Here is an 11,934-nt window from a genome sequence, read left to right on the forward strand (position 1 = left end):
CTATCGGGCAGCAATTTTTGGCAAGGTAGGGAGAATGAACACTGAGACTTCCAAATCCGCTGCCATTGCCCTACCGCCGCTCGCCGAGTTGCTTGAGCGCTCTCATGTGGTTGCTCTGCCGATGCGGGTACCTTTCCGCGGTGTGGCTGTCCGTGAGGCCTTGCTTATTGACGCCCCGTCCCAGTGGGCAGAGTTCGCTCCTTTCCCGGAATATGAGCCGGCGGAAGCCTCCTTGTGGCTGCGCTCGGCGATTCAGTTCGGATACAGCGAGCAGGGTGAGCAGGAGGAATGGGTTCCCGTGAATGCCACCATCCCCGCAGTTGATGTGGCGGCACAGCCCGAGATCATTGATGACCTCATGGCGCGCTACCCCGGTTGCACTACGGTGAAGGTCAAGGTTGCGGAAAAATCTGCTTTGGCGAAGGATCCTGGGATCAGCATGCAGCAGGATATTCAACGCGTCCGCGCGGTTCGAGAATGGTACGCCGACCAGGGGGTTGTGGCTCCGAAGATTCGCATGGACGCTAACGGCGGCTGGACCGTACAGCAGGCATTAGAAGCGGTGGAAACCCTCGCTGCGGACGGTCCGTTGGATTATGTGGAGCAGCCTTGTCGCACCATCGCCGAGCTGGCGGAGGTACGCCAGAACCTCATGCGGCGGGGGCTTTTTGTGCGTGTGGCCGCAGACGAGGCCATTCGCAAAAGCATCGACCCGATCGCCGCAGTCAAAGAGGTAGCGAGCGCGGGCGCATGCGACGTTGCCGTCCTCAAAGTGCCACCGCTGGGAGGTGTGGACCAATTGCGCCGGGTAGCTAGCGAGGTAGCCAAGCGTGGGGTATCCATCACGGTGAGTTCTGCATTGGATACCGCAGTGGGGCTGGGAGCGGGGCTGCGAGCAGCCGCCAGCCTGGCGCATATAGATGACGACGGCATGGTTGCCGAACCCAATGCAGCCGGCTTAGCCACAGGTACTCTTTTCGTCCGCGACCTCGCTGAACGTCGGATCGTGGATGGGCGTATGCACGCCGGCGCAGTTGCTCCGGATCCGGACCTCCTCAACGAGTTCCGCGTCACCGGCGAGCGTCGTGACTGGTGGATCAACCGCCTGAGTGCGGCCTATCGCTTCCTAGAGTGAGCGGATCCTTCCGCGAGGCTGTCCGAGGTGAAAGGTAAATTGAGGAACTGTGACTAACACCGATAGTTCTTCCCAGGATTCTTCTCCTGCGGCTGCTGAGCCGCTTCCCAGCCCTGTCGCCGTCCACGCTGCCTTAGTGTTGGTGGATCAACTAATTCGGTGTGGCGTGCAGGAGACAGTGCTGTGCCCCGGCTCGCGAAATTCCCCGCTGAACTTGGCTTTCGTGGAGGCTGAACGGGTGGGACGGGTGCGCCTTCACGTGCGTACGGATGAGCGTTCTGCAGCCTTCTTGGCTCTGGGGCTGGCGAAGGTTTCCCGCCAACCCGTCCCGGTGGTCATGACTTCCGGAACAGCCGTGGCTAACTGCCTGCCGGCAATGGTAGAGGCCACGCTATCCGGCGTACCGTTAATTGTTCTCTCGGCGAATCGGCCGCTTTCGATGCTGGGGTCTGGCGCAAATCAGACCATCGATCAGGCGGAGATTTTCGGATCCCATTCAGTGTGCACCCTGAATACAGGAAACTTGGCGCTGGAAGGGGAAGACATCAAAGCACCGGACGATGCCGATGCCTCCCGAGCCGGCGGAGCTGCCGCGCAGCTACGCGATCTGGTCTGTCAGTTAGTCGCTGCTGCGGTTGACCCCATCGACGGCGGTGGCGTGCATTTGGATGTTCCTTTGCGGGAGCCGCTGGTGCCACCGACTCTCGACGAGCTTTCGCTATGGGCCAGCGCGGTCACCGGCAATACACCGGAACCCCGGGGGGTTCGCTCGCTTCCCTTTGGGCAGGTTGAGGTTGATCTTTCACGCCGTACTCTCGTCATTGCCGGTTCGGTAAGCGATGTTGCCTGGGCGCGAGCGATCATGGATGAATTGGCGGACGTGCCGACCATTGCGGAGCCTATTGCCCCCGCCCCGGACTTCCCTGTCCATAGCGCGGCCGTTGACATGTTTAGCACCCAGGTCGTCGGTGATGGCGAGTATTCGGCGGTCACCACCCCGGAACAGATCGTGGTGATCGGCCGGCCAACCCTCCACCGTGGCGTCACAAAACTCCTGGCCAACAAGGACATCAACGTCATCGCCCTCAGCGACACCCGTAACGTCACCGATGTATTCGGCAATGTGGACGAAGTCGGCAGTTCTGTCCGCCCGCACGGCGAGCAACCAGAAACGTGGCTTCAAGTAGCGCGCGCCATTAGCGACATGGGAGCTGGACAGGTGCGCGACGCACTCGCCGAGCACGAACCCTTCACGGCGGTACACGCTGTCGCCGTTGTTGCTGACGCCCTGCGCGACGGTGACCTCTTGGTACTAGGGGCTTCGACAGCGGTGCGAGATGCCTCCCGCGCCGGGCTGCCCTTTGACGGCGTGCAGACTATAGCTAATCGTGGGGCGGCGGGGATCGACGGGACGATCTCCACCGCAGTGGGGGCCGCGATGGCTCACGCTCATGCTGACCCGACGGCTATCCGCGCACCGCGCACGATCGCTGTGATGGGGGATCTGACTTTTGCCCATGATCTCGGTGGGCTGAATATCGGACCATTGGAACCGCGCCCCGATAACCTGCTTATCGTGTTGACCAACGATAGCGGCGGCGGGATATTCGAGACCTTGGAGCCGGGGGCAGAGAACTTGCGCACCTTCGCTGATGGCACCGCGGCTTTCGAACGGGTCTTCGGTACTCCGTTGGACTTGGACTTTGCAGAGCTTTGCGCTGGATTTGGGGTAGAGCACAAACTAGCGACCAACGTAGAGGAACTCGCAATGGCCATCGATGAGCATGCTGAGATCGGGGCACATGGGATCACGGTGCTGGAAGTGAAGGTGAGCAGAGGTGGGCGTCGAGAAATAGAAAAAAGAATTGCGGGCGCTTGATGAATCGCTTGAGAAACCACGAGCTCACCCCGAAGCAATTTCGAATTGCCCGCCGTTTAAGGCGAGTCAAGCAGGTGGTGATCGGGCTTGCGGCAATAGTGATTTTGGTCTGCGGTGGCATGATCGTCACCTCTGCGATTGATGACTATGCGATCTCGCGGGATAAGGGGGAGGCGACGGCGGAGGTTGTGTCGGTACAAACCCTGCGAACGACCGTGCGTTTCCGCGATGCAGAAGGCAATTTTCGGCAGCCGGAGGAAGGGCTAAAGTACTCGTCCGGTCTTGTTGAAGGCCAGAATGTGCGCGTGGAATACCAGGTCAGTGACCCGGAAAACGTCAAAGTGCAGGGGCGAGGATGGACGTTGGCATTTCTTCCTGCGTTGTCTTCAATGACCGTGGGGCTTGCCGTGTGCGCTGTTCTGATGCTGCTGATTCGGCGATGGGAAAAGAAACATAAACTTTGAGTAGCGAAAGTAACCTTTTGTTTCCCTAGACTTGTTAATGTTTTTACCCAGACGAAACGCGGGCGTGAACTACAAAAGGGATGCTGAAGGGTATGCGAGTTGCGATTGTTGCCGAGAGCTTTCTGCCCAATGTTAACGGGGTTGTAAATTCCGTACTCCGCGTGCTGGAACACCTGCGAGCCAATGGGCACGAAGCGCTAGTTATTGCACCGAGTGCGAAAGACGGGCAAGAAGAAATTGCGACTTATGAGGGGTTCCGCATTGCGCGCGTCCCTGCTGTCGATGTGCCGGGTATTAACTCTCTGCCGATCGGCGTGCCAATGCCGAGCGTGTACACCGAACTGAAGAAATTCCAGCCGGATGTTGTGCATCTGGCTAGCCCTTTCGTACTGGGTGGTGCGGGTGCTGTGGCGGCTCGGGCGCTCAAACTTCCCTGCGTGGCGATTTTCCAGACTGACGTGGCGGGATTCGCCAACAACTACAAATTGAAGTTCCTGTCCAAAATGGCTTGGCGCTGGGTGCGTGTCATGCACAACATGTGCGCAATGACGTTGGCGCCAAGCTCCGTAACGATGCGCGAGCTGGAAGAAAACAAGGTGCGTGGTGTGGCCCATTGGGGTCGCGGGGTGGATACGGAACGCTTCCACCCCTCGAAGCGCTCGTCGGAGCTGCGTCGTGAGTGGCTGCTGGCTGGTGAAGAAAAGCGCTGTGGAAAAGCAGGCGAAACCGACGTGATGGAGCTGGAGAACCGCCGGAAGATCGTCGGTTTCGTGGGGCGCCTGGCTGCTGAGAAGTCCGTGGAGCGCATGGCAGCGTTGAATGGACGAGACGACGTGCAGATCGTCATTGTTGGCGATGGCCCAGAGATGGACTCCCTGAAAGCACTGATGCCCACCGCGGTGTTTACCGGCGGACTCTACGGCGAGGATCTAGCCCACGCATTTGCCAGCCTGGATATTTTCGTACATACCGGCCAGTTCGAGACGTTCTGTCAGGCCATTCAGGAGGCGCAGGCTTCCCGTGTGGCAACCATCGGCCCGGCAGCCGGGGGTCCGATCGATTTGATTAAGCCCGGCCACAACGGCTTCCTGTTGAACGTGGAGAACTTCGAGGCCGAGCTGGTTGACGCGGTAGATACCATCCTCGCTGGGGGAGTGGATTCCTACCGGGACAACGCCTTCGAAGGTGTGCAGAACAAGAGCTGGTCTAGCCTATGTGACCAGCTACTCGGCTACTATCGTCAAGCCATTGCACAGGGCGGCAAGGCTGCACCCCGCACCAATTCGCAGCGCGACTTCACCGGTGTACGCGAGGTACGTCAGACCACCGTCGAATCCCAGTCGGAGCAGGCGGCTGTAGAAGCAGACCTAGTGGCCGAAGCGAAAGGTTCCGCAGAACCAGTGGTGCGCTAACGCAACCCCCAATCCGCGGATAGCCCCGCCCCCTTAGCCGGGTGCGATCGGGGTATGCATCGAGGCACGCTAAGATGTGTGTCGTGTCTCGGGCAAGTTTGGAAAAGAAACCGCAGGAAGTTGCGTCGATGTTCGACGCAGTGGGTAAGAAATACGACCTCACTAATACGGTGTTGAGCTTCGGCCAGGATCGCTATTGGCGTAGCCGCACCCGCAAGCGCCTGGACTTAAAGCCCGGCGACTTGGTGCTCGACCTTGCTGCTGGTACGGGCGTATCCACCGAAGAGTTCGCTCGTACGGGAGCGACATGCATCGCCTGCGACTTCTCCTTCGGCATGCTGTCCGCGGGCTCCCACCGCGACGTGCCAATGGTGTGTGCCGACGGCACCAACCTTCCTTTCGCAGACGAGACCTTCGACGCCGTAACGATTAACTACGGTCTGCGAAACATCGTGGACTTCCGCGCTGGCCTGCGTGAAATGGCGCGTGTGACAAAGCCAGGCGGCAAGCTCGCCGTGGCAGAGTTCTCCACCCCCGTCATTCCCATCTTCAAAACTGTCTACAAGGAATACCTCATGCGCGCCCTTCCGAAGGTCGCGAAGGTCGTCAGCTCTAACGCGGATGCCTACGAGTACCTTGCCGAGTCAATCCGCGCTTGGCCCGGCCAGGAGGAACTCGCCGCCGAGATCCGCGAGTGCGGTTGGGACGAAGTCGGCTGGCAGAACCTCACAGGCGGAATTGTCGCTCTCCACAGCGCCATTCGCCGATAGTCCTGCGCTACTAGCCCAGCGCCGGTAGTTCTGCGCGTCTAGCCCCGCGCGGCGAAGGGCTTATCGATCGGCGCGAGGTTCACCACGCGCCCTGCACCTCTCCAGATCCGTGCGGCAAAATCGCGATCTTCCGGGCTGGCCAAATTCCCCATCAGGCGCGTCGCCACCCCCATCGTGCGGTTCGCCAGCGGCCCGCGCATACCCAGCGGCCCGAGTGCACTCATTAGCCCCGGCATCGTCAGAACCACCGCCAGTCGTCGCGCCAACCCGAATGCCTGTCCATACTGTCTTTCGAGCTCGGCCGTCCATTCTGGCTCGATGCCGGAGCCGTTGTTGCCCCTAATTCGGGACGCCCACTTCTCCGGCCTTCCCCATTCCTCCACCAACAACCGGATGAGTAGTTCGGCGGATTCCAAGGCATAGTCGATGCCTTCACCATTCAGCGGATTAACCAGCGCCGCCGTATCGCCAATTGCAGCCCAGTTCGGCCCTGCCACCCGGCTAACGGCACCGCCCATCGGTAGCAGTGCAGAGGTGATAGATTCCGGCTCTCCGTCGATTTCCCAATCCTCACCAACCTGTTGGGCATAATCGCGCAGCAGCTTCTTGGTATTCACCTTTGCCGGGCGTTTAGTGGTGGCCAGCACACCACAGCCGAGGTTAGCCCGGCCGGTATCACCGCTATTGCCTAGCGGGAATACCCAGCCGTAGCCAGGCTGCGCGGTGCCGTCAGCATCGTTGAGCTCCAGATGCGAGTGAATCCACGGTTCATCGCCGAAAGGAGTGTTGACGTAACTGCGGGCGGCAATGCCATGGACCAGACCTTTATCCCACTTCACACCTAACTTCCGGGCGATGCCACTTCGCACGCCTTCGGACAGCACAAAGAAACGCCCGCTCAGCCGCAGGTGTGTGCTTGCTGTTGACTTCCTCTGCACTCCTGCACCGGTGCGAGTGCCCGTCACCTCGATGAGTTGCTGGGTGGTTGGATCGCAGGTGGCGTCACCCACCTTGGCCTGGATAAAACGCGCACCCGCAGCGATAGCGAGCCTTGCTAGGGAAGCATCCAGGCGTGAGCGGGGGATAGCCGAACCGTGGCGCGGAAAGCTGCCCACGGGCCACGGGGCAGTAATGGAACCGCCGAAACCATGCAGTTTAAGGCCGCGGATGTGGGGCGCATCGTCGAGGAGATCCGCTGCGCCCATTGATTCGAGTGCGGCGACGGCGCGGGGAGTTAATCCATCGCCGCAGGTCTTATCGCGCCCAGTGGATTGGGTGGGGGAATTCTCGGCGGATAAAGCGCCGGTGCCGGGGACATCAGCCATGTCCACCAATGCGACATCCAGACCTGCGCGGGCGGCGTGGAATGCGGCGGCGGAACCGGCTGGTCCTGCGCCCACGACGACGAGATCGGCGTCGACCTTGGCAGGCGCATTCGTGGGGGTTTCAACGAAAGGGGAATTCATCGACCACCATTGTTTCACGGAGGTGGGGCGGAGGTCGCGTCGGTGCTGGGGAAACGGTAGCGGAATTAAGAGACGTGAAGTATGCATGTGGGTTAAACACCGTCCCGCCGATCGACTAAAGTGTCGATAGACATGTAAAAAACACATGCGAAGTACACGGTTGTACCAGCATGTGGCGTTAAAGAGGAAAAGTCGAGGCTGACCACGGACATGCCAAGTGCCACACCCCGTAAACCGGTGCTCCCTGACGTCGGGGACGCGCAACTAAACGAGGCCTTGGGCCAGTCGATGCAGCAGGTGGAGCAGCTGCTTAAGGATCGACTGTCGGTTGGCGAGTCCTTCCTTACCGACAAGATCAGCCACCTTTTCGACGCTGGTGGTAAGCGCTTCCGCGTGATGTTTGCGCTGCTGGCGGCTTACTACGGTGAGAATCCGACGGCGCAGCGGGTGAACGAGGCTGCCGCAGTGGTAGAGCTGACCCACCTGGCAACGCTGTATCACGACGACGTGATGGATGAGTCCGATCAGCGTCGCGGCGCGGAGTCTGCGAATAAGCGATGGAACAACTCTGTCGCCATCCTGGCAGGCGATTATCTGTTCGCCATTGCCAGCGACATTATGGCGCAGCTGGGCACTGACACGGTGCAGCACTTTGCGGAGACTTTCCGCGAGCTCGTCACTGGCCAGATGCGCGAGACTATCGGCGCCCGCGAGGGTGAGGATGAGATTGAGCACTATCTGACTGTGATCCAGGAGAAGACTGGTGTGCTCATTGCTTCTGCTGGTTGGCTGGGTGCGCTGCACAGCGGTGCTTCGGACGAGCACCGCGAGGCGCTGTTTAGGTTTGGCCGCAATGTCGGTCAGATCTTCCAGATCGTCGATGACATCATCGACATCTGGGCTGATCCCGAAGTCTCCGGAAAGGTGCCTGGCACGGACTTGCGCGAGGGCGTGTTCACCCTGCCGGTTCTTTATGCACTGCGACAGGATGACGCCACAGGGGCGCGACTCCGCGAGATTCTCACCGGACCTGTGACTGAGGATGCCTTGGTGGACGAGGCTCTGGAACTTATCCGTGGTTCGGAAGGCCGCGAGAAGTCGTTTGAGGTGGTGCAGCGCTACCGCCAGTACGGTGAGCAGGAGCTGGCGAAACTGCCGGATAACCAGGTGACCCATGCGCTGCGACAGCTGATGGATTTTGCCTTGGAGCGACTGGGATAGTCGGCTGGGGAGTCCGCCGGTTGTCTTCCTTTCGGTGGCTAGGGGTGGATTCGGACGGTTTTTGGTGGGGCGGGATTCCGGTGGCTTGAGTGTGTGGTCTGAAGGTGGGTGTGGCCTCCCTGTGCAGGCGATTTGCATAAGTTGGGGCTGTTCGTAGTAGAGTTACCAGCGCACCGAATGGTGCATGCCAGATTGCCCGAGCGGCCAAAGGGAGCGGACTGTAAATCCGCCGGCTCTGCCTTCGTTGGTTCGAATCCATCATCTGGCACAGCGCCGAATGGCAAAAACAACAACCCGGTGGTTGCTTCCCGATGCGGGAGGTGGCCACCGGGTTTTGCTATCTGGAGTTCTGGGGTTTGCTGTGTGAGTGTGGGTTTTTCCGGCTCAACGGGGCAGGGACAGTGGGAATGTCGCTAGAACGGGAAAGTGAAGACCTACATTTTTGGTGACCGAAAAATGGAAGCATCTGAGCTGGGGTTATGCATACATGAAAACCAGATGCAGTAACAGATTCCCGATCTAGCGACATTTCTCGCTAAATGGAGGTGCATATCCACAGTTGGGGGCGAGGGCGGAAATTGGGGCAAGAGTTGGGTGACAGAAGTTCGTGCGACGCGAGCTACTGGCGCGCAATAAACTATCGGCACGCAATGAGGAGTTAGCGCGTGATGTGCCGTCGGGGCACAACAAGCTATCGGCTGAAAGTTTGCAAAGGTAGTCGTGAATGAGTCTGAAATCTCTATCTGAGCTGCCGATTTGTGTAAAACGCTGCTAGGTGGTTAAGCTAACTCAGGCTTCAAGCGATGCGGTTAAAACAAACTGCAATGCAAACGAAGTAATGCCCCCTTAGCTCAGTCGGCAGAGCGTTTCCATGGTAAGGAAAAGGTCGACGGTTCGATTCCGTCAGGGGGCTCTGTCATTTTATGCGCCCCGTCACGCGACGTTAGACACAGACCGTTGGCGGTCCGTATCAAAGTGGCGATGATGGCGGTGTAGCTCAGCTGGTTAGAGCGCACGACTCATAATCGTGAGGTCGAGGGATCGAGTCCCTCCACCGCTACCGAATGAAAACACCCGGAGATGGAAAATCTCCGGGTGTTTTTCGTTTGCGGAAGATGCTGCGTGTAAGGGGGTGTGGGCATGGTGGCATTCTAGAATGCTCCATGCACTACGCGCGCAGAGCATGTGCAAGACCGGGGAGGGGCGCGCGCCATACGAGGACAAGTTCTGAGAAACCCGCGCCCTATTTGGTTGCAGGCTTAGAACCCTGCTATTGTTCTTGAACGTTGCACTGAATGTGTGCCGTGGAAGCAATGCCCCAGCAACTGGACGCTGTATCTTCCCCGTTCACAGGACGTTGCTTCACCTACGTTGGTCTGATCACGTACACTCGTGAGTCAGAACTTCGATAGGGGCGTGGCTCAATTGGCAGAGCAGCGGTCTCCAAAACCGCAGGTTGCAGGTTCAAGTCCTGTCGCCCCTGCACGATCTTCCTTGTAGGTACCTTTAAGGAGAACTTAGACGTGAGCGACGAGAGCAAAAAGACCGCAGCCGGCGAATCCGGTAATGGCGGCAGCCTTCGTCCGTCTGGCAAGCGCCAGGTGGCTGGTCAGGCCACCACGTCTCGCGCTGTTGCCAATTCCAAGTCCAAGGCGCCAGAGGTTGTAAAGACCCGCAAGAATCCCTTCAGCGCCATCGTGGATTACATCCGCGGTGTTGTCTCTGAGATGAGCAAGGTTATCTGGCCTACCGGTCGAGAGATGGTGAACTACACCATCATCGTCCTGCTGTTCCTCATCTTCGTATGCCTGCTCGTTGCTGGCAGCGATTGGGTTGCTAGCTGGGGCTTGCAGCAGATTATGCGTTAATTGTGCTAAGCTGACGAACATCAACTTTTATACCGCCTTCGCCGCCCCGGCGAGAGGCGGATTTTTAATGATATGGAGGGTATTTCCATGGCAGAGGAAAACCAGAACGACCAGGCCGTAAGCGCCGAAAGCTTGGCCGCAGCCGCACAGGAAGACGTGCAGCAGGCGGTAGCTGAGGCACAGAAGGATGCTTCGGGTGCTGAGGCTGAGGGCGTCACTAATGGTGACGCCGCAGCGCCAGCTACCGAAAACAGCGAAGAAACCGCTGCAGCTGCACCGGCCGACGCGGAGCAGGCGGAGGGGGCAGACGATGCTGAACAGTCTGCAGAGGACGCAGCAATGGAGGCGTACAAGACGCGCCTGCGTCAATTCATGCGCCAGCTGAAGAAGCTGCCGGGCGACTGGTACATCATTCAGTGCTACTCCGGGTACGAGAATAAGGTGAAGACCAACCTGGAGATGCGTGCGCAGACCCTGGGCGTAGACGAGCAGATCCATGAGGTCGTGGTACCGATCGAGGAGGTCGTGGAGCTGCGCGACGGTAAGCGCAAGCTGGTTAAGCGCAAGCTGCTGCCAGGCTATGTGCTGGTTCGTATGTCTCTTGAGGACGCCTCCTGGTCCGTCGTTCGCGATACCCCGGGCGTGACTAGCTTCGTCGGCAACGAGGGCAAGCCCACCCCGGTGAAGATCCGCGAAGTCGCAAAGTTCCTGCTGCCTCCGGAGACTGCGAAGCCGCAGGAGACCGAGGACGGCGAAGAGGTTCCAGCTACCGGAGTGGACGTTTCCGCTACCGGCGTGGCTACCCCGCCGAAGCCGGCCAGCGAGCAGGTTGTGGTGGACTACGAAGAGGGCGAGTCCGTCACCATCCTTACCGGCCCGTTCGCCTCCGTCTCTGCAACCATCAGCGAGATCGACACCGAGAACAACCGTCTGAAGGCCATGGTCTCCATCTTTGGCCGTGAAACCCCGGTTGAGCTGGAATTTGATCAGGTAGAGAAGCTGAACTAAAGTTATGCAGGTTGTCTGTGGCTAAACGCCGCAGATCGACACGCAAGTTTTCCATTTTCCGGTGGCCGGTGAAACTCCGGCATCCGGTCGACGCGATAGCTCTGCACTGGCCATCAATGGTGCAGTACCGTGTGCTGATCATTCTCTTTGATAGTGAATCGCCCGCGGATTGCGTTGATAACAGAAAGAAGGTTTAAAGATGGCAAAGAAGAAGGTCACCGGCCTCATTAAGCTGCAGATCCAGGCAGGCCAGGCTACCCCGGCACCGCCGGTTGGTCCGGCTCTGGGTGCCCACGGCGTGAACATCGTTGAGTTCACCAAGGCATACAACGCTGCAACCGAGTCCCAGCGCGGCAACATCGTGCCGGTGGAAATCACCGTCTACGAAGACCGCTCCTTCGACTTCAAGCTGAAGACCCCGCCGGCCGCTAAGCTGCTGCTGAAGGCTGCGGGTATTCAGAAGGGCTCCGGCGTTCCGCACACCGACAAGGTCGGCTCCGTTACTTGGGATCAGTGCAAGGAGATTGCAACCACCAAGAAGGAAGACCTGAACGCTAACGACGTTGAGGCTGGCGCTGCCATCATCGCCGGCACTGCTCGCTCCATGGGCATCACCGTCAAGGACGCTCCGCAGAAGTAGATTTTTCAGACCGTGGTAAGGCTACTTGCTTCGCCTGCACCACAACTCCAACGTTTCAATAGATTGGAATC

General features: G+C 59.1%; 10 protein-coding genes and 4 tRNA genes. 13 read left to right on the plus strand and 1 reads right to left on the minus strand.

The features are described from left to right. Window positions 1-34 precede the first annotated feature (34 nt). The 5 genes from ACUY2T_RS05295 (at window position 35) to ACUY2T_RS05315 (ending at window position 5,660) form a co-directional block, all read left to right on the plus strand. Window positions 35-1,135, plus strand: coding sequence for an o-succinylbenzoate synthase (locus ACUY2T_RS05295; RefSeq protein WP_293792176.1), 1,101 nt, complete (start codon window positions 35-37; stop codon window positions 1,133-1,135). A 49-nt stretch (window positions 1,136-1,184) separates the two neighbouring features. Then, entirely contained in the window at window positions 1,185-3,014 is a 1,830-nt protein-coding gene (gene menD, locus ACUY2T_RS05300; protein ID WP_448307827.1) for a 2-succinyl-5-enolpyruvyl-6-hydroxy-3-cyclohexene-1-carboxylic-acid synthase, read from the plus strand. After that, window positions 3,014-3,478, plus strand: a complete 465-nt coding sequence (locus ACUY2T_RS05305) for a DUF3592 domain-containing protein (protein ID WP_448307828.1) — start codon at window positions 3,014-3,016, stop codon at window positions 3,476-3,478. Before menD ends, ACUY2T_RS05305 begins: the two co-directional genes overlap by 1 nt. A gap of 92 nt (window positions 3,479-3,570) precedes the next feature. Beyond that, complete coding sequence (locus ACUY2T_RS05310; protein WP_448307829.1) at window positions 3,571-4,890, plus strand: glycosyltransferase family 4 protein; 1,320 nt, start codon at window positions 3,571-3,573, stop codon at window positions 4,888-4,890. Between the two features lie 83 nt (window positions 4,891-4,973). Then, complete coding sequence (locus ACUY2T_RS05315; protein WP_448307830.1) at window positions 4,974-5,660, plus strand: demethylmenaquinone methyltransferase; 687 nt, start codon at window positions 4,974-4,976, stop codon at window positions 5,658-5,660. Window positions 5,661-5,698: 38 nt separating this feature from the next. Here ACUY2T_RS05315 and ACUY2T_RS05320 read toward each other — a convergent pair whose 3' ends face one another. Next, window positions 5,699-7,126 (minus strand): geranylgeranyl reductase family protein, encoded by a 1,428-nt coding sequence (locus ACUY2T_RS05320; RefSeq protein ID WP_448307831.1) that lies wholly within the window; start codon window positions 7,124-7,126, stop codon window positions 5,699-5,701. A 210-nt stretch (window positions 7,127-7,336) separates the two neighbouring features. On the opposite strand from ACUY2T_RS05320, the gene ACUY2T_RS05325 reads away from it, so the two are divergent. The 8 genes from ACUY2T_RS05325 (at window position 7,337) to rplK (ending at window position 11,863) form a co-directional block, all read left to right on the plus strand. Further along, window positions 7,337-8,347 (plus strand): polyprenyl synthetase family protein, encoded by a 1,011-nt coding sequence (locus ACUY2T_RS05325; protein ID WP_448307832.1) that lies wholly within the window; start codon window positions 7,337-7,339, stop codon window positions 8,345-8,347. Window positions 8,348-8,533: 186 nt separating this feature from the next. Further along, a tRNA-Tyr gene (locus ACUY2T_RS05330) sits at window positions 8,534-8,615 on the plus strand. Window positions 8,616-9,187: 572 nt separating this feature from the next. Continuing rightward, a tRNA-Thr gene (locus ACUY2T_RS05335) sits at window positions 9,188-9,260 on the plus strand. 73 nt (window positions 9,261-9,333) lie between these two features. Then, window positions 9,334-9,407: transfer RNA gene (locus ACUY2T_RS05340), tRNA-Met, on the plus strand. Between the two features lie 350 nt (window positions 9,408-9,757). Further along, window positions 9,758-9,830: transfer RNA gene (locus ACUY2T_RS05345), tRNA-Trp, on the plus strand. A 40-nt stretch (window positions 9,831-9,870) separates the two neighbouring features. After that, the gene (gene secE / locus ACUY2T_RS05350; RefSeq protein ID WP_293791657.1) at window positions 9,871-10,215 is read left to right on the plus strand and encodes a preprotein translocase subunit SecE; all 345 of its coding nucleotides are present in this window, start codon (window positions 9,871-9,873) and stop codon (window positions 10,213-10,215) included. 87 nt (window positions 10,216-10,302) lie between these two features. Continuing rightward, window positions 10,303-11,223: a transcription termination/antitermination protein NusG gene (gene nusG / locus ACUY2T_RS05355; protein ID WP_448307833.1), complete on the plus strand. Its 921-nt coding sequence runs from the start codon at window positions 10,303-10,305 to the stop codon at window positions 11,221-11,223. A gap of 199 nt (window positions 11,224-11,422) precedes the next feature. Continuing rightward, window positions 11,423-11,863, plus strand: coding sequence for a 50S ribosomal protein L11 (gene rplK, locus ACUY2T_RS05360; RefSeq protein WP_293791653.1), 441 nt, complete (start codon window positions 11,423-11,425; stop codon window positions 11,861-11,863). Window positions 11,864-11,934 lie beyond the last annotated feature (71 nt).

The organism is Corynebacterium sp. 22-2729 (assembly GCF_053479475.1).